The following is an 18,635-nucleotide window of genomic DNA, read 5'->3' as shown; positions in this document are numbered from 1 at the left end:
CACCCCTTGTATCCTTCTTGCTCTGTTTGTTTTAAGATACTGGATGAATGACATAGGGTATTAAAACAAAACAGGTGCCTGATTGGAAATAGATTCTCCGCTCTGCACCTGTTGTTTGTAAGTTGTGATAAAGAAAGAGCTGTATAGCAACAATGTCTTTCCAAAGGGCAAGGTTATCAGCCTACAATAGCCGACTCCTTGATGTCTGAATCTTTCTCACCCGCAGCCTGACGGGTTACAATGTTTTCGATCTGGCGCACCATCTGGCTCCAGGTTCTGTCCCACGAGTTGCCGGCAAGGAAATTATCAACCTTGGTAGTCCAGGTCTTTCTTCCTTTTTTCTTCAGCTCTTTTTCCGCACAGGCAATGAACTCTTCGGGTGTGCTGGCAATATGTACCAGCTTGTTGTCCCCATAAGGACGTACCACATCCCGAATCGGGGTTGAAATTACCGGTTTACCAGCCGCCAGGTATTCAGGCGTTTTAGTAGGGCTGATGAATTTGGTAGACTCATTCATTGCAAAAGGAATCATGGCTATATCCCATCCGGCGATATAAGAAGGCAGTTCTTTGTAATCCTTACCGCCGAGGTAATGCACGTTATCGTACTTGGGCAGGGTTGCGGGGTCGATCTTTACAACGGGTCCAATCATTACAAAATGCCAGTCGGGACGGGCAGCAGCCACTTTACCCACCAGATCAATATCCATACGCTCGTCGATCACACCAATAAAGCCAAACCTTGGGTGCGGAATATTGGCCTGGTCGGCAGGATCTTCGGTGATGGTACGTGCGGTACCAAAATGCACCTTATCAATGCTGCTGGGGAAAGGATGAATATTGGGGTGCTGATTTTTCTTATGCTCGTAAATGCAATGGCCGCCGGTAAATACTACGTCTGCCATGTCGAGCAATTGCTTCTCGCGTTTGGTCAGCTCGGGCGGAGCAAACTTGAAAGCAGAGAGTTCGTCCATGCAATCGTACACGATGAATTCGGGAGAGAGATGTTCGGTAAAAGGCAATGCCATGGGTGTATAGTACCAGGCAAAATATTTTTTTACATGCAACTGCGGGAAAAGACTGTTCACCAGTTTTTGCTGTCGCATGATGGGACAACCATCGTTACCGTTTTGCAGGTGCGGAACTGCTACAAAAACATTTTTGGTATCCTGTGTTATGCGCATGACGTCAGGGCCATCATGCCACATAGGTTCTTCTACAAATATCACCCGCGTATGTTTGGCAAAACGGCTCAACAGGTGTTGAGGACGCTGATAAACGAAAGCCCAGCGCAGGTGGGAAAAGCACACCAAATCCAGGTCGTGCAGGAATGCGCATGTTACATCTTCTATATTCTTTATCATGCCATATTACTTACTATTTTAATGCCATTACAATTTAAACGTAAGAAGCACTGAGGAATATAGATGCAGGCGCAACACGTGTAGAATTATTTACTCACGGAATGGCATGAATGCAAAACAAAAAGGCTTCCGGGAAACCGGAAGCCTTTAAATTAATTGATGCGTATTATCAGGCCAGTGCTACAGTATGACTAACCGAAGTTTCAACAGATGCTGCAAGCACCGTTATGCTTTCGGGTTTGCGAAACTGAGCTGCATTCCAAACATGATCAAGCGATACTTGTTCAATGCTTTCATAACCTGCAGCTACAAGTTTATTCCAGCTGCTTTCGCGATTCAAATCGGTTACGATTTTGGAAGTAGTTTTCGGATAAGCCACCCACAGTTTCGATTCCATCTTCAATGCAGGCATGATGTCCAGGAGAATACCATTGAGCTGACTTTCGTTAACGGCAAAGATCAGGGCGAAATCAATTTTGCGGCTACGCAAAAGTGGCGTCAGATTTTTGGCGAAGGAAAGCTTGGCAAACTGTTTTTCGATGGAAGAGGGAAGACCTTGGATCAGAACATTCTTCTCGTTGGTCAGTTGTAATTTTTCGAAGATCGTTTGTGACATACTTTGTTTTTAAGTTAAACGATGCAGTAGTTGGCTTTCAGCTTTCACACAAACAGGCATGCAAAATTAATCTTTTATTTCGTAATATCCGACCTTCATCAACAAAAAAGCCCGTAACAACAAGGTTTTACGGGCTTTTACCGAATTTATTAACATTGATTAACGGCCACCAGGCTTGTAATATTTAAGTGCTTCAGGAAGGTAACGTTGCAATTGAGCAATACGTGTTTCCTCTGCCGGGTGCGTACTCATAAACTCAGGCGGTCTCTGACCATTGCTGGCGGCCTGCATTCTTTGCCAAAGCGCAATTGCTTCGCGTGGATTATATCCCGCCATTGCAGCCCAGCGCATACCATAACGGTCGGCTTCCAGTTCGTGTTTGCGGCTAAATGGTAATACTACGCCTACCTGTGAACCCACACCATAAGCTTGCAAAAAAAGGTTTTGCGTTGCAGCCGGTTTGTTGGCCAGTGCTACCTGCAGCGCTACACCACCCAACTGCTGGGCAAGTCCCTGGCTCATACGCTCATTACCATGTTGAAAAATGGCATGCGAAATCTCATGCCCCACTACAGCTGCAAGCGCAGCTTCGTTTTGTGTAATGGGCAGCAATCCAGTATACACCACGCATTTGCCGCCAGGCATTACCCAGGCATTGGCTTCTTTATTATTTACCAGGTTGAATTCCCATTGGTATCCTTCCAAAGTATTGCCCAGGCTTTGCTGTTTGTAGTAACTGGAAACAGCGCTGGCAAGCCGCTGCCCTACCCTGCGTACCATTTCGGCATCGCGGTCGGCAGAAGGGCTTACCCTGGAGTTCTGGGATAAAAATTGTTGATACTCCTGTTGGGCCATTGATTGTAACTGTTGTTCGGGCACGAGCTTAAATTGGCTTCTTCCGGTAACGGGGTTGGTGGAGCATGCCACCACTGCCGATACTACCAGGAAAAAAGCGGTGATCTTCTGTATCATCTTTGTTCCGTTTAGGTTGATAAATTCAATGATTATACCAAACAAAAAGACCCTGAACCAGGGCCTTTGTTTATTAAAGCGTTGTAAAAATCTACTTGTCGTGCCGGGTTCCCTTGCGTCGGTCGCGGTGTTTGAGAATGGGCACCTTGCTTTCATTTCCCTTAATGATGCGGCCGATGTTCTTCTGGTGGGTAAATAAAACCAGCAGTGCAACAACAATGGCAAATACGCGGTACAGGTGTTCGGGCTCATTAAAGATGACCAGGATAAATACCGGGAAGGCAATACTGGCAAGTATAGAACTGAGCGAAACCCAACGCGTAAGGTAAAGCACGAGGATAAAAACACCTACACAACAAAGGGCAACATTGGGCTGGATACCCAGCACCATCCCAAACAAGGAAGCCACACCTTTACCGCCTTTAAAATTTGCCCAGACCGGAAAGATATGTCCAATGACAGCAGCAAGCCCCAACCCTAACTGGAGGTTTACCAGGTACAATTCATTGTCATAGGATTCGGGGAGCAGGAAAGCCAGTTTAACGGCAATGACTGCTTTAAGCATATCGGCAACCATCACAAAAGTGCCCCACTTGGAACCCAGTATGCGGTAGGTATTGGTGGCACCGGCATTGCCGCTGCCATAATCGCGGATATCTATTTGAAAAAAATATTTGCTCACCCATACGGAAGTTGGAATACTGCCAAGGAGGTAAGCCAATAAGATGATCAATAGTTCATTCATGCAAGAGATACTTGGGACGTTAACAAATGTAGGCGAAAAGCTCTAAGAACCAATGCTAAAAAGGTGCCGTAAATCAGGCACATTGCATCAGCAGCGAAATCCAGTTATTGCGGCTTTGTTGTTTAATTAACTTTAGTCCATGTGTTTCGCAGGCTTTCACAATAACCTCCTCATCGGTAGTCAGCAATCCGCTGAACAAAATCAATCCCTGCGGCACAACAGCCTTTACCAAATGCTCCAGGTGCATCAAAATAACATTGCGGTTGATATTGGCCAGGATAATATCATACTGTTTTCCAGGCACCGAAGAATCCAGGTAGAGATTGATACGACTACAATTATTACGTTCCGCATTCTCAATCCCGTTCTCAATACTCCATTCATCATTGTCGATTGCATCAATGTTGGCTGCCCCTAGTTTCTCTGCAAGGATGGCCAGGATGCCGGTGCCGGTGCCAAAATCAAACACCTGTTTGCCGTTAAAATCAATACCACGCATTTGCTGCATCATCATCCAGGTGGTGGCATGATGACCGGTACCAAAACTCATTTTAGGCGTGATCAGGATTTCATGTTGCATGCCCTGGACGGGCTCATGGAAATGGGCCCGCACCGCGCAAAAATCATCTACGATCACGGGCTGGAAATTGGATTCCCACAGGGCATTCCAGTTCTGTTGCGCTATCGTTTGTACAGTGGTGTTATGACCTTCAAGCACCTCGTTTACTTCATAACTGGGAAAGCCTTCCTCATCAAAGTACACCAAAAGGTGGGTATTCGTTTGTTCGAAGCCGGTAGCACCCAGGTCGCTCAGTTCGGAGATGAGCAGTTCCTGTTGCTCTTCGGAAGCCTCGATGGAAATTTGAATGTGGTTCATGGTAATGATTTTTTCACGCTAAGGCGCTAAGGAGCAAAGACGAAAAGGAAGGTTGCTCGCATAGGCGCGAAGACGCAAAGTGAATCTTTAAAGAGAATAGTGCCTACAATTTGGATTACTTATCATAAACTCAAATGATAAACCTTCCGTTCCGCCGTCACTCCGTTGCGTGAAAATCTTTGCGGCTTTGCTCCTTAGCGCCTTTGCGTGAAATAAAAAAAGGCTGCCAGCATCCACCGGCAGCCTTGAACTATGTATCGGAAAGATTAAGCTTCGTTACCACCTTCGCTTTGCTGGCCACCGCCCTGGGGACGGAAACCACCTTCACGGCGGGGACGGTCGTCGCGGCGGAAACCACCACGGTCGCCTCCACGATCTCCGCGGTCGCGGCGATCGCCACCACCCTCTTCACGGGCAGGACGTTCTACATAACCTTCGGGTTTGGGCAGCAACACTTTGCGGCTCAGCTTGAACTTGCCGGTTTTAGGATCGGTACCGGTCAGCTTTACCTTCACCACATCGCCTTCGTTCAATACACCTTCCAGCGTTTCAAGGCGCTTCCAGCTCACTTCGGAGATGTGGAGCAAACCTTGTTTGCCGGGGAGGAACTCAACAAAAGCGCCATAAGGCTGGATGGTCTTCACAGTAGCTTCGTACTCGGTGCCCACTTCGGGAACAGATACGATACCCTTGATCCAGGCCAGTGCTTTGTCTACACCTTCTTTGTTTACGCCAAAGATGCCCACTTCGCCCTGGTTGTTCTTTTCTTCGATATTGATGGTTGTACCCGTTTCGCGCTGGATCTCCTGGATGATCTTGCCCTGGGGCCCGATCACCGCACCGATGTACTCGCGGTCAATTACGATTTTCACCATGCGGGGAGCATGCGGCTTCACGTCGGTACGCGCTTCGGCAATGCAGTTGTGCATGGCATCAAGGATATGCATACGGCCGCGCTTGGCTTGCTGCAAGGCGTTGCTCATAATCTCGAGGGTAAGGCCGTCTACCTTGATGTCCATCTGGATACCGCAGATACCATCGCGGGTACCTGTAACCTTGAAGTCCATATCACCCAGGTGGTCTTCATCACCAAGGATATCGGTCAGAACAGCGTAACGCTGACCATCGGTGATAAGCCCCATGGCCACACCGCCAACGTGTTTGCGGAAAGGCACACCGGCATCCATAAGGGCCAGCGAACCGGCGCACACGGTAGCCATTGAAGAGGAACCGTTTGATTCCAGGATATCGCTCACCACACGCACGGTGTAAGCAAAATCACCAGCAGGCATCATTTGCTTCAGCGAACGCAGGGCCAGGTTACCATGGCCTACTTCGCGACGGCCGGGGCCGCGCAAAAACTTCACCTCACCGGTAGAGAAGGGAGGGAAATTGTAGTGAAGAATGAATTTGGAGTATTCAGAATTGGCAGCGCTTTCCACCAGCAGTTCGTCCAGGGGTGTACCCAGGGTTACGGTGGTCAGCGACTGGGTTTCGCCACGGGTAAACAGGGCAGCACCGTGCGGCGTAGGCAGCACGTCTACTTCCATATCCAGGGGGCGAACATCTTCCAGGCCACGGCCATCCAAACGTACTTTATCGTTCAGGATCATTTCCCGGACAACATAATACTGGAGGTCGGCCAGGTAGGTTTTGGCCAGTTTCTTAACATCATCGGGCAGCGATTCGCCTTCACCCAGACCTGCGTCCTGGCGGAGGGCTTCCATCACCTGCTCCTGGATTTTTTTGTACGTGTCTTTGCGGTCAGCTTTCGACTGGCGGGCACGGCTGGCATCTTCCATTTGCTTGCGGGCAATGGCTTCCACGCGGGCACGCAGTTCTTCTTTCTGAACAGGCTTGGGATAGTCGCGCTTGGGACCAACACCGGCCATGTCGCGCAGTTCGGCCTGGGCACGAATCTGAACTTTGATGGCTTCGTGTGCAATACCCAGGGCTTCCACCAGCTCTTCTTCAGAACATTCTTTGGCTTCCCCTTCCACCATCATGATGTTGTCCATGGTAGCAGCAACCATGAAGTCCATATCGGACTGGGCCATTTCGCTGCGGGTGGGGTTGATCTTGTATTGACCGTTGATGCGGCTGATGCGTACCTCGGAAATAATTTCTTTGATGGGAATAGTAGAAACCGCCAGTGCTGCCGAAGCTGCCAGGCAAGCCATGGCATCAGGCAGGATCTCTGCGTCGGAAGAAATCAGGGTGATGATCACCTGTACTTCGCAGAAATAATCTTCGGGGAAAAGCGGACGCAGGGCGCGGTCGATCAGGCGGGAGGTCAGCACCTCATAATCGTTGAGGCGGCCTTCACGCTTGAAGAAAGAACCGGGAATGCGGCCTGCAGAAGCAAACTTCTCCATGTAGTCCACGCTCAGGGGGAAGAAATCTTGTCCGGGTTTGGGCTCCTCGGTAGCTACCACGGTAGCCAACAGGATGCTATTGCCCATGCGCACGGTTACCGATCCATCTGCCTGACGTGCCAGCCTTCCGGTTTCGATGGTCACTTCGCGACCATCGCCTATATCAAAAGTTTTACTGATTTTTTGTGTGAGCATTGGTTCAAATTTGTTCCCGGAACATTGGTTAGGGCAAGCAATCCGGGAAAGTGATGGGATACAGAAACACGTATAGTACAGCGGGCATAGCCTACTGTACTATACAAAAAGCCCTCCCTTGCGGGAGGGATATTGTGCAATATGTTGCAATTATTTGCGGATTCCCAGCTTCTCGATCAGAGCGCGGTAACCTGCCAGGTTGTGCTTCTGGAGGTAGTTGAGCAAGCGGCGGCGACGGCCTACCAGCTGCATCAGACCACGGTGGGTAGAGAAATCTTTTTTGTTTTGCTGCAGGTGACCAGAGATATGGCTGATGCGCTCAGTCAGCACAGCGATTTGGCCCTCAATAGAGCCGGTGTTGGTTTCAGAACCACCGTAAGTGGCAAAAATGCCAGCTTTCTTTTCTTTAGTAATTGACATCGTAGTTTTTTTTGAAAGACATCCGATTAGATACCCGTGTATATTTTTCGGGGGCAAAGCTAGGGAATAATGTTGATAGAAAATCAGGTGGAGCAAGGTTTTGTAGCAGGAAGCAGGATACAAGTTGCAGGTTGCCAGTTGCAGGTTGCCGGATTTCAGTGGCCGGTTTTAGCAACAGGTATCCTAATTAGCTTAAAAGCTTCAGTAATGATGAAATTTCTAATTCACCCAAAAGTGCAACACCAATATTCATCTTCCCTTAAACCTGCCTCCTCTTGGTTACTCCAAAACAAAAAACCAGAAACCAAAAACCAAAAACACCTCACTCCAAACCCCAAACCCCAAACCTTCTATCTTCGCTCCATGGAAAACGGGACCGAACTTTCCTCCGATACCAAAGCCATTCTGGGTCTGCAACTCCCTACCGATCCCCGTTGGGTGAACCTCGCCAGCATCTCGCTTGAAGATATACTTACCGACCATGCCTATTGCGAGCAAAAAGCGGCAACAACCTGTATTTCGCTGATCCAGCGCTACAGCCGGAAGGTAAAGCTGGTAGAAGCACTGGCGCCTATCGTTACGGAAGAGTGGGGACATTTCCGGCTGGTGCTGGCTGAGCTGAAAAAACGCGGCCTGCAGTTGGGCCAGCAAAGAAAAGACGCGTACGTCAACAAACTAATGGCTTTTCAAACACAGGGTGGCGCTGAAGAAGGCCGACTGCTCGACCAGCTTCTGATCATGGCCCTGATTGAGGCCCGCAGCTGCGAACGCTTTAAGCGCCTTTCCGAAGGTTTAGAGGACGAGTACCTCCGCAAATTTTACCGCCGTTTTATGGAAAGCGAGGCCGGGCACTATACCCTGTTTATTGAGCTGGCTGAAACCTACATCGATAAAGAAAAAGTACGCAGCCGCTGGAAAGAATGGCTGGCCTATGAAGGCCAGGTTATGCAGGACCTGGAACTGCGTGGCGACCGGATCCATTGAGGCCGCAATTACAGGTTAATAAATAATGACAATGAACACGGAACATCATTTCCCTAAAGCTTTCCGGGCTCCAGTGAAATGGTTCGTTTTTCTTTTGCCGACTGTTTTGCCGCTTCCAGTATTTCCATCACAATCATATTGGTTTCCAGGCTCGACAGGTCGTATTCAGGAGCCTGGATCTTTCCACGAACCAGCGCAGCAAAGTAGGCAAAAGGATCATCATAAGGCGCTTTGCGGTTGCCCAGCATCCGGTGCGTAGGCGGATCGCCGTCATCAAGTCGGTAAATTAAAGTGCTTTTATCCGGGGCCAGCAGCGATCCGGTTTGCCCGTACACTTCCAGGTCTTTGCGGCTATAGGGCCAATTCCAGGAAGCCTGTATCACCACCTGCCTTTGCGGGTATTGCACCACGATGGTAGCATCATCATCCACTTTGGGGTAAATAGCGGGTTTGATGGTTTGCACAATAGCAGTAACAGAAACCGGCCGCTCCCCCTTTAATAGCCAGGTAGCCAGGTTGGCGCCATAACAGCCGAAATCCATCAGGGCCCCTGCCCCATTGAACTTTGGATCCGTTAGCCAGGACAAAAACTCAGGATCCACGCCAATTTCTTTGGGTCCCTGGTGGCCGTCGTGCACCACCATCCGCCTGATGTCGCCAATGGCCCCATGCTCGTGTACCATTTTAAAGGTTTCCTCCATGCTGGCGTACCAGGTAGTTTCAAAGTTGGTCAGCAACAAAACTTTGTTTTTCCGGGCAAGGGCTTCCATCTGCCGGGCATGATCAAGGCTTACCGCCAATGGCTTTTCCACCATTATATGTATTCCTTTAGGTGCACATTGCTGCACCACATCCAGGTGTTCGTAAATACTGTTGAATGCTGCCACCGCTTCTGGCTTGCGGGCTTCTAGCAATGCCTGGAGGCTGGGAAAAAACTTGTCGGCAGGTATATGGTACTGCTCGCTGTACCGCTTTATGAGAACCTTATTGCTTTCGGCAATACCCACAATTTCTATCTCGCCCCGCTTGGCACTGTTGAAAATGCCATGGACATGGGTATGGGTAAGTCCGGCAACCCCGATGCGGAGCGGTGCCGTTTTTTGAGCCAAACTGAAAAAGCCTGCAAAGAGGCAAAAGCAAAGTAAGAGGGGCAAGCGCATGAATCGTTGATTTACTAAAACTATTTCCGGCAAAGGCCGGGACTAGGAACCGGCAAAATAACGCAGTTCTTCGGCAAATGAGACATTGGGATACCGATGCTGGAGGGTACGGCATTTTTCAAGGTAAGCTTTCAGGAAACGTTGATGCGCCTCGGTGCCGGGATGCTGCGCCTTGTGCTTGCGCGCAATATTGAGTTTCTGCAACTCCCCTACCAGTTCATTGGTTTCGTGGCTCATAAAGGTTTGCAGGAATTTTTCGAGCACAAAATCTGTAGCCAGGTAATTGGGATGCACCATATCCTCGGCATAAAAACGGTAGTCGCGCAGCACATCAATCACCAGTTCGTAAGACGGAAAATAATGCAGCCGGTCAAACTTGTTGACCAGGTGGTGCACGGCTTCAACCAGGCGGGCCTTGCTCCTGTTGTTTTCCACTACTCCATCCCTGATATGCCGTACAGGGCTGATGGTGAAAATGATGCGCACCTTGCGGTTGCGGTAAAACAACTGGTGCAGGGTATTGTCTAGCAATTCAACCGTTTCCGTAATCTGCAGCAGGTGCTTTTGGAACCACTGGCCGGGTGCGCGGTGGCAGTTGGCGACGGCGGCCCCTCCCCGACCCTCCCCGGTTGGTGGGGAGAAAGGTGCAACACCCTGCTGATGAGGCGCATCGGCAGTAAGGCGATAGCTGAAAGAGGAACCTAAAGTGATGATCAGCCAGTCGGCATCAACAAGGAAGGCGGAAGCTTCTGTTTGGGATGCATTGATCTTTTCCAGTACTGCCGTTTGATCCATACCGGAAAAACGGCTGTGGTGGTTCCAGCTTTGCCACAATTCGTTGTAATAAAAAAGGTCGTCGGGGCCGTATTGCTTGCCCTGCATATAACTCACCAGGCTATGGCAAACAGAAGCCGGGTCGAACAGGATGCCATTGGGGTTTTGGAGTACCTGGAACTTGAGGTCCTTTAAAGCATTGCCGATATGCTCCGTAAAACAGGAGCCGATGGACAGCACCTTTTGTCCATGATCAATGGTATGGGAAGCAGGCGGCAGGTTCAGGTTCAGCATCAGGTCCATGGACATCGGTTATGTGGAGGGCAAAATTAGGGCTCAGGTACCGAATACCTGGTTGCCTATTTGGAGGCTTTGCCGCAGGGCTTCTTTGTTTACGTTTGTATCCAATCCCTGCTCCCTGAAAAATGCCAGCAGCCATTCTGTATCCATATTACCCACCAGATCGTTGCCGGCCATGGGGCAGCCGCCTATGCCTTTCAGTGCGCCATCAAAACGCATACAGCCCGCATCAAAAGCTGCCTGCACCTTTGGTCGCCAGTTGTGGGAGGCCGAATGCAGGTGCACACCAAACTGCACTTCCCGGTATTGCGGAATGAGGGTATTGAGGGCAAAGGAAATTTGTTCGGGATTGGCCACCCCAACCGTATCGGCAAGCGAAATAATCCGTATGCCTTTTTTTGCCATAGCGTCAGCCCAATGGAGTAACACCGCTTCGTTGTAAGCATCCCCATAAGGATTGCCGAAACCCATGCTCAGGTACAACACCAGTTCCTTGTTGTGTTGCAAACAAAGCTCCTGGATGGCATCTACTCTTTGCACCGCTTCCCCAATGGTGCTGTTTGTATTGCGCTGCTGAAAGGTTGGAGAAAGAGAAAATGGGAAACCCAAATAGTGAATTTGTTCAAACGCAACCGCCTCTTCCGCGCCACGCTGGTTGGCGACGATTGCCAGCAGCTTTGTTCCCGTGCTCGAAAGGTCCAGGCCGGCAAGCACCTCCCGGGTATCAGCCATCTGGGGAATGGCTTTGGGCGAAACAAAAGACCCGAAATCGAGGGTATGAAAGCCTACCTGCAATAAGGCATTGAGGTAGGTGATTTTTTGTTCCGTTGGAATAAAGGTCTTCCAGCCCTGCATGGCATCGCGGGGACATTCGACGAGGTTAGAGGTTTGGAGTTTGGGGTTAGGAGTTTGGAGCATGAGGAGCAAAAATTAAAAATCCTTCCAGTCTTTTAGTGTTATCCTTTACCCAAAATGTTTGCAGGCGTTAAGGCACAAAAGACAGGAAAGAAAATATTTATATCAAAAAGGCTTAGGACTGCATTCTAGTTTTCATCGCTTCATAAAGAATCATCCCGGCCGCTACCGACACGTTCAGCGACTCAAAGCTACCGGCCATGGGTATGCGAAATGTTTCATCACAGATTTTCATCAGCGCAGGATACACGCCCTTGTCTTCCGAACCCATCACAACGGCAGCAGGCTCTTTCCACTCCAGTTTGTCCAGCTGCGACTTGGCAGTCATTTCAGAAGCAAACACCTTAATGCCGTTCATATGGAGTTCGTCCACAGCCTTCATCAGGCTGTTTACACGCACCACATGAATTTGTTGCAGGGCACCGGCGGATGATTTCAGGGCCTCTTCGTTGAGGGCGCCTACACCTTTATCGGGGATGATGAGTGCCTGTGCGCCGCAGCAAAGTGCTGTGCGGGCAATAGCGCCAATATTGCGCACGTCGGTAACACCATCCAGCAGTACAAACAGGGGCGTTTGCCCTTCGCCTACCACGTGATCAATCACCTGTTGCAGCTCCATGTACTGCACGAGGGCAGCAAAGGCAATCACACCCTGGTGGTTGGCCCGGCTGATGCTATTGAGCTTTTCAATGGGCACTACCTGTACCGGCACATTATGGTCCTTGGCCAACTTGCGGATGGCGGCTGCGGTTTCACCCACCACATTCTTTTGCAGCAAAATCTTATCTACACCCCTTCCGTTTTGTAAGGCTTCCACCAGTGGCTGCCGACCTATGATCAATGATGATTTTTTCACTTCTGATTTGTTTGCGGTAATTGGCTTTTAAAAATGCAAGCCCTTACCCTTTATAATTTTCCCTGCAGCTGTAACAGCTGCACTTTCTGTAAACCTGCAACTGATAAGGAATCGGTGATAACACCATCTTCCACCATTTGGAAAGCTACGGTCAAAGGTACTTTACGCACCAACAATTGTTCGGTCTCTTCCGGAGCGGCAATACCTTCTTTTAAATCCTGCGCAAGAAACAATATGCCCAATTCATCGCCCACGGAGTTGGATAAATGAAGCCGCTGCAACTCGGTCCATTTTTCTGCGTGTAAACCACACTCTTCTTCAAGCTCCCTTTTTGCCGAGTCAAGAATGTCTACTTTCAGCGGGCCACCACCTTCAGGTATTTCCCAACTGTACCGGTCCAGCGGGTATCGCCACTGCCCTACCAGCCAGGTATTGCCATCAGTGTCTATCGGGATGATGCCGATCGCCACATTCCGGAAATGCACCTTTCCATAAATACCCGGCTTTCCCGAAGGATTCAGCACCTCATGGTGCTCTACGCTGATCCAGGGATTGGCATATACTTCTTTGGCATCCAGCAGGGTCCAGGGATTGTGCTGTTCGTTCATGGCTGAAAAATAAAAAACCTCCCCACGCAAAGGGAGGTTTTATTTAGTTGCTATTGCTTTTATCTGATACCAAAAGCTTTTTTCACCTTGGTTACATAGTCCAGTTTTTCCCAGGTAAAGAGTTCAACTTTTTTCTTTACCACTTTACCACCGGGCTGCATAAACTCCTTGGTCACCACCTCAGGCGTACGGCCCATGTGACCATAAGCAGCGGTTTCGCTGTAAATGGGATTGCGGAGTTTCAGGCGCTGCTCAATGAAGTAAGGACGCATGTCGAAGATGCCCTGTACAATTTCAGCAATCTCCCCATCGCTCAGGTCCACTTTGGCAGTACCATAAGTGTTTACGTTGATGGAAGTAGGCTCAGCTACACCAATAGCGTAGGAAACCTGTACCAGCACCTCATCGCACAAACCGGCAGCTACCAGGTTCTTGGCAATGTGGCGGGTAGCATAGGCAGCGGAGCGGTCTACCTTGCTGGGGTCTTTACCGCTGAATGCACCACCACCGTGGGCACCCTTACCACCGTAGGTATCTACGATAATCTTGCGGCCGGTGAGACCAGTATCGCCATGCGGGCCACCAATTACAAACTTACCCGTGGGATTGATGTGGTATTTGATATCACCGTTAAACAGCTTGGCGTATTTCTTATACTTAGCTTTTACGCGGGGAATCAGGATGCTTACAATGTCTTTATTGATCTTCTCGGCCATCTTGGCTTCGGTATCAAAATCATCGTGCTGGGTAGAAACCACAATGGTATCGATGCGGATGGGCCGGTTGTTATCGTCGTATTCCAGCGTCACCTGGCTTTTGGCATCAGGACGCAGGTACTTGATTTGTTTGTTCTCGCGGCGGAGGGCTGCCAGTTCCTGGAGCAGCTTGTGCGCCAGGTCGAGGGCCAAAGGCATATAGTCTTCGGTTTCGTTGGTGGCATAACCGAACATCATACCCTGGTCGCCGGCTCCTTGTTCTTCTTTCTTCTTTTTGTCCACACCCTGGTTAATGTCGGAAGACTGCTCGTGGATAGCCGAAAGGATACCACAGGAATTGGCTTCAAACATATATTCGCTCTTGGTATAACCTATGCGGCGGATCACCGCACGGGCAATTTCCTGCACGTCGAGGTAAGCTTTGGATTTCACCTCACCTGCCAGCACTACCTGTCCGGTAGTTACAAGTGTTTCGCAGGCTACCTTGCTTTCGGGGTCGAGGGCAAGAAAATGATCAATCAGGGCGTCGGAAATCTGATCGGCTACTTTATCGGGATGGCCTTCAGATACGCTTTCCGAAGTAAAGAGATAAGGCATTCGGTTTTGAATTTAACGGGAAAAGAATGTGCATTTACAGGCTATAACCTAAAAATGCGGCACAAAGATAACAGCGGGCCAAATCATTTAGCCTACCCGTTTACAGGCGTGAATAAATAACCCGCAACCTCATGGGCTGTGTGGGGTGATTGCCCCCACCTACCCTAACCCTGCCAGCGGCATAGGTAGGATTCACCTGGAAAGAACTTACCGTTGTGGTGTTGCTGTAATTGGTACGGGTAATAAAAGGGCTGTACAAACGGAACTCGTAAGCAGGCAGGGTTTTGTTTACCACATGCTGTACATAGCGGCTAAGGTCAAAGCCCCATTTCCGGATGGTGCTGCCAGCAGGATCGGTACCGGCAAAACCGATGCTACCGAAATTGGCAAAATTGAGCACGTTGCTGCTACCAATGGTCACATCGAAAGGAATGGTGCGATACACATTGGCGGCGGCATCAAAAGCATCGAGGTACAAGTAGGTAGGTGAGGTATACTTCCCGGAAAGCGGATCGGGCACTTGTTCCACCTGCAGTTCGGCGCGGTGCACCACCGAATTAGCCAGTCCGGCCAAACCGGGAACAACCACCCTTGTATAGGTACCGGGTGCATTTTGAATGTATACCAAAGGATCGGCTACCTGGTCGCCGGAAACCTGCGCCAGTTCGGAGCCGCCATAGTTGCGCTGGATATAATTGGCATTGGCCGCGTTGGTGCCAAAGCGGAAATAAGTTACCGCGGTATCGGCAGCACCACTCTTGGTATATCGGTAGTAAACGGCCAGTTTGGTATTGGTGTCGGAAAGGCTAAAGCCGGCCAAACCACTACCTGTAGTTCCAGGCACTACCGCAAAGCCTTTGAAGTTGGCATTGAAAGCAGAATCGGTACCATAAACCGTGGTTGAATCAAAGCGCAACAAGCGGTCACCAAAACTGTTGTCCAGTCGGATGCGCAGTTGGTTGGCAGCCTTTTCGCGGAACAGGGTTAGCGAGTCGTTCAGGTTCAGCGGCAGGAAGGTTTTTACACCCGACAAAGCATTGGAATAGGTAAAGTTGTTGCTATTGATCTGGTATGCCGAATCGGAACGGAAATCGGTATTGCGGCCTAGTTCAAATACCTGCACCTGCTGTTGCTGGGTAGTGTCGCCCCAATAGTTGCGGTGGCTCAGCACCAGTACAACCGAGTCCAGCGCAATGATGTCGTTGGGACTTGAAAAGCCAAAAGGCTTCTTAAGCGTTGTGGGCAACAGCTGCAGGAACAGGGTTGCCTTTGTTTGCCCAAACAAGGGGTCATTGCTTACCGAGCCCACATAATGAATGTCGGTGGAAACGCTCCGCGATGAATCCTGCGTGGCAGCAAATGGATAGTTGTAGGTCTGAACCGTGAGGAAGGTATCAAAAGTGTTGATATTGTCAACAGCGGGAATCAGGTCGCCACCAAGTTCGGTGGCCAGGTTCACTTTTTGGCAGGATGCCAGGGCGGCCACCAAAGCGAATACCGACAATAAGCGAACAACCGGACTGGGATACTTCACGGAAACGTATTGATAAGTTGAGAAAATGCGTGCTGATTAATAAGGAATGAGTGATGATTAATGAGCAAGAACAGACAGCAAGCTGTTGGCCTTACACTCATTATTCATCACTCATCTCTGTTCACCTTACTTGCCGGCAAGGTCGGTATAGAGCTGTAAATAGTCTGTTAAATCAGATTCAGGATTATAAGGCAGGGTTTTTTTGCCCTTTACCTTGGAGAACTCCTCTACCATTGCAGGGTCAACGCTTTCATCACCAAAGGTGATGGCGTCGGCAAAATGGGCACCGCCACGCAGCAGTGCGGTATTGGTAGCGTCTTTATAAATGTCGAGTTCTTTTTCCTTCAGACTTGCATGGATCATTGCCTTGCTTACAAAGTCATTGCCCAGGCTTTCTTCAAATGTGTTTTGGCCTACGGTAAAGATCACTTTGCTATGGGCAAAAACAGGTTCTTTCTTATAAACCGATTTCAGGTAAAATGGAATCAGGCCGGTCATCCAGCCGCTGCAATGGATGATGTCGGGAGGCCAGCCAAATTTCTTCACAGTTTCCAAGGCACCCTTACAGAAGAAAACAGTGCGGAGGTCGTTGTCGTCATAAAACTGTTCGTTCTCGTCGGCAAAAACAAACTTGCGTTTAAAGAGATCTTCGTTATCCAGGAAGTAAACCTGCAGGCGGGCATTGGGCAGCGAGGCTACTTTGATTTGCAGGGGAAAATCTTCATTGTCTACAGATACATTGATACCCGATAGGCGTACCACCTCGTGCAGCCGGTGGCGGCGTTCGTTGATGGTGCCAAAGCGCGGCATGATGCAGCGTACTTCAAAGCCGCTGTCGTTCGATTTGATCGCCAGTCTGTTCACAATCTCCGAAAACTCTGTCAGCTCCAGATAGGGTGACATTTCATTTGCGATAAATAATATTCGTTTCTTTGCCGACATTGTAACCGATTTAAAACGCTTTTCGTTAAAGGTTGCAAAGGTAACTAAATTATTATTACAGCATTGCTGCTGAAAGCAGCCCCATCGTTTGCATGCTAATCTTTAAACAAGCCGGCCAGTTGCAACAATATCTGCAACAACAAAAAGCCTCAGGGGTCCGTATTGGTTTTGTACCCACCATGGGCGCCCTGCACCAGGGCCACCTGTCGCTTTTACGGCGTTCCCTAACCGAAAACACTCTAACGGTTTGCAGCATCTTTGTCAACCCCACCCAGTTCAATAACCCCACCGATTTCCAGCACTACCCTATTACCATTGAACAGGACCTGCAATTATTGCTTACCGAAGGCTGCGATGTGTTGTTCCTGCCCTCGGTGGCGGAAGTGTACCCCGAAGGCCATATTAAAAAGCAATACAACCTGGGCCCGTTGGAAACGGTTTTGGAAGGGGCCTACAGGCCCGGCCATTTCCAAGGGGTGTGCGAGGTGGTGGACCGCCTGCTGGAAATTGTTGATCCGCATGTCTTGTATATGGGACAAAAAGACTTTCAGCAATGTATGGTGGTGCGCCGCCTGCTGGAGATCAGGGGCAAGGCCACGCCCGAACTGCGGATTGGCGACACGCTGCGCGAAGCCAGTGGCCTGGCCATGAGCAGCCGCAATATGCGCCTCTCTCCTGCCGACCGCGACTCCGCAACAGCCCTGTACCGCTGCCTGCAAAAGGTAAAAGAAGCACTGCAAACGGTGCCACGGGCAGCCCTGGAGCAAAGGGCACAACAGGAACTGGAAGCCCAGGATTTTGTGGTGGACTATGTAGCCATCCGCCAGCAGCACGACCTGCAGCCACCCGTCAATACAGGCACACCCCTGGTAGTATTGGTTGCCGCTACGCTCCATGGCGTGCGGCTGATTGACAACCTTCCTTTGAATTAACAGGGTCTTTGCAGGAAGACCCTAACTTTGCGGCGCTATGACCATTCAAGTACTGAAATCGAAAGTGCACCGCGCCGTGATCACGGAAGCCAACCTCAACTACGTAGGTTCGTTGACCCTTGACGAGGACCTGATGGATGCCGCCAATATGATTGAGCACGAAAAAGTGCAGATTGTAAACGTGAATAACGGTGAGCGCATCGAAACCTACCTGATCAAGGGTAAGCGGGGTTCCGGTGTTTGTTGCCTCAACGGTCCTGCTGCCCGCAAAGGCATGACGGGTGATGTGGTGGTCATCATTTCCTATGCCTCGATGCCTTTTGAAGATGCCAAAAGCTTCAAACCTTGGGTTGTATTTCCCAAGGATGGAAATAAGCTGTAACTGTAGGCGCTTCCCATTATCGTACACGATTATATTATGTATTACCCGTTCAGCTGCTTGCATGGAGGCAACTGAACGGGTTTTCTTTTTATAACCGTTTCTTATCCCTTTGGTAAATCTGGCCACCGTACCGCCGGGTACTGTCATCCCGGCGCAGGCCGGGATCCCCTCCTTTTGTTTTACAAGCCGAAGGTGGTAAGGCTGCCGCCATACTTCAGCATGACAGTAGCCAAGGAGTTCTGTCATCCCGGCGTATGCCGGGATCTCCTCCTGCTTTCGGGCAACCTTTTTTCCCTTGAGGGTGCCGACATTCGTCGGCATGACAAGCGGTTGACGATTGCATAGGCTTGCTTACCTTGCGCATCCAAAAC

18 protein-coding genes are annotated in these 18,635 nt (G+C 49.8%); 3 read left to right on the top strand and 15 right to left on the bottom strand.

Going from position 1 to position 18,635, the window contains the following annotated elements:
* Positions 1–176 precede the first annotated feature (176 nt).
* From BUE76_RS12120 to rpsO, 7 genes are all read right to left on the bottom strand, one after another.
* Positions 177–1,364, bottom strand: coding sequence for a glycosyltransferase family 1 protein (locus BUE76_RS12120; RefSeq protein WP_073040063.1), 1,188 nt, complete (start codon positions 1,362–1,364; stop codon positions 177–179).
* Between the two features lie 169 nt (positions 1,365–1,533).
* Positions 1,534–1,980 carry a hypothetical protein gene (locus tag BUE76_RS12115; protein WP_073040065.1) on the bottom strand — a complete coding sequence of 149 codons (447 nt, stop codon included), beginning with the start codon at positions 1,978–1,980 and terminating at the stop codon, positions 1,534–1,536.
* A gap of 159 nt (positions 1,981–2,139) precedes the next feature.
* Complete coding sequence (locus tag BUE76_RS12110) at positions 2,140–2,952, bottom strand: M48 family metallopeptidase (protein ID WP_073040344.1); 813 nt, start codon at positions 2,950–2,952, stop codon at positions 2,140–2,142.
* Between the two features lie 91 nt (positions 2,953–3,043).
* The gene (gene plsY / locus BUE76_RS12105; RefSeq protein WP_073040067.1) at positions 3,044–3,697 is read right to left on the bottom strand and encodes a glycerol-3-phosphate 1-O-acyltransferase PlsY; all 654 of its coding nucleotides are present in this window, start codon (positions 3,695–3,697) and stop codon (positions 3,044–3,046) included.
* A gap of 73 nt (positions 3,698–3,770) precedes the next feature.
* Positions 3,771–4,574, bottom strand: a complete 804-nt coding sequence (gene prmA, locus BUE76_RS12100; protein ID WP_073040068.1) for a 50S ribosomal protein L11 methyltransferase — start codon at positions 4,572–4,574, stop codon at positions 3,771–3,773.
* 266 nt (positions 4,575–4,840) lie between these two features.
* A complete protein-coding gene (gene pnp / locus BUE76_RS12095; protein ID WP_073040070.1) occupies positions 4,841–7,144 on the bottom strand; it encodes a polyribonucleotide nucleotidyltransferase in 2,304 nt (767 codons plus the stop codon).
* 150 nt (positions 7,145–7,294) lie between these two features.
* Complete coding sequence (gene rpsO, locus BUE76_RS12090; protein ID WP_073040072.1) at positions 7,295–7,564, bottom strand: 30S ribosomal protein S15; 270 nt, start codon at positions 7,562–7,564, stop codon at positions 7,295–7,297.
* A gap of 363 nt (positions 7,565–7,927) precedes the next feature.
* Between rpsO and miaE the strand changes: the two genes are divergently transcribed.
* Positions 7,928–8,548 (top strand): tRNA-(ms[2]io[6]A)-hydroxylase, encoded by a 621-nt coding sequence (miaE, locus tag BUE76_RS12085; protein WP_073040346.1) that lies wholly within the window; start codon positions 7,928–7,930, stop codon positions 8,546–8,548.
* Between the two features lie 53 nt (positions 8,549–8,601).
* On the opposite strand, the gene BUE76_RS12080 is transcribed toward miaE, so the two are convergent.
* The 8 genes from BUE76_RS12080 to BUE76_RS12045 all read right to left on the bottom strand — a co-directional run bounded on the left by BUE76_RS12080 (position 8,602) and on the right by BUE76_RS12045 (position 16,950).
* Complete coding sequence (locus BUE76_RS12080) at positions 8,602–9,708, bottom strand: Gfo/Idh/MocA family protein (protein ID WP_073040074.1); 1,107 nt, start codon at positions 9,706–9,708, stop codon at positions 8,602–8,604.
* Positions 9,709–9,750: 42 nt separating this feature from the next.
* The gene (locus BUE76_RS12075; protein WP_073040076.1) at positions 9,751–10,785 is read right to left on the bottom strand and encodes a GSCFA domain-containing protein; all 1,035 of its coding nucleotides are present in this window, start codon (positions 10,783–10,785) and stop codon (positions 9,751–9,753) included.
* 33 nt (positions 10,786–10,818) lie between these two features.
* Positions 10,819–11,700 (bottom strand): hydroxymethylglutaryl-CoA lyase, encoded by an 882-nt coding sequence (locus BUE76_RS12070; protein WP_073040078.1) that lies wholly within the window; start codon positions 11,698–11,700, stop codon positions 10,819–10,821.
* Positions 11,701–11,812: 112 nt separating this feature from the next.
* Entirely contained in the window at positions 11,813–12,553 is a 741-nt protein-coding gene (gene rlmB, locus BUE76_RS12065; protein WP_073040080.1) for a 23S rRNA (guanosine(2251)-2'-O)-methyltransferase RlmB, read from the bottom strand.
* A gap of 50 nt (positions 12,554–12,603) precedes the next feature.
* Positions 12,604–13,161, bottom strand: coding sequence for an NUDIX domain-containing protein (locus BUE76_RS12060; protein ID WP_073040348.1), 558 nt, complete (start codon positions 13,159–13,161; stop codon positions 12,604–12,606).
* 59 nt (positions 13,162–13,220) lie between these two features.
* Complete coding sequence (gene metK, locus BUE76_RS12055; RefSeq protein WP_073040082.1) at positions 13,221–14,474, bottom strand: methionine adenosyltransferase; 1,254 nt, start codon at positions 14,472–14,474, stop codon at positions 13,221–13,223.
* A gap of 100 nt (positions 14,475–14,574) precedes the next feature.
* Entirely contained in the window at positions 14,575–16,008 is a 1,434-nt protein-coding gene (locus BUE76_RS12050) for a DUF4270 family protein (protein WP_158069966.1), read from the bottom strand.
* Positions 16,009–16,134: 126 nt separating this feature from the next.
* Positions 16,135–16,950: a glycogen/starch synthase gene (locus tag BUE76_RS12045; protein ID WP_073040089.1), complete on the bottom strand. Its 816-nt coding sequence runs from the start codon at positions 16,948–16,950 to the stop codon at positions 16,135–16,137.
* Between the two features lie 92 nt (positions 16,951–17,042).
* Here BUE76_RS12045 and panC point away from each other — a divergent pair, with 92 nt between their 5' ends.
* The gene (gene panC, locus BUE76_RS12040; RefSeq protein WP_073040091.1) at positions 17,043–17,882 is read left to right on the top strand and encodes a pantoate--beta-alanine ligase; all 840 of its coding nucleotides are present in this window, start codon (positions 17,043–17,045) and stop codon (positions 17,880–17,882) included.
* 37 nt (positions 17,883–17,919) lie between these two features.
* Positions 17,920–18,264: an aspartate 1-decarboxylase gene (gene panD, locus BUE76_RS12035; protein WP_073040093.1), complete on the top strand. Its 345-nt coding sequence runs from the start codon at positions 17,920–17,922 to the stop codon at positions 18,262–18,264.
* Positions 18,265–18,635 lie beyond the last annotated feature (371 nt).

Source organism: Cnuella takakiae (genome assembly GCF_001953305.1).
Taxonomy (GTDB): domain Bacteria; phylum Bacteroidota; class Bacteroidia; order Chitinophagales; family Chitinophagaceae; genus Flavisolibacter; species Flavisolibacter takakiae.
This window is presented reverse-complemented; position numbering and strand designations above follow the sequence as displayed.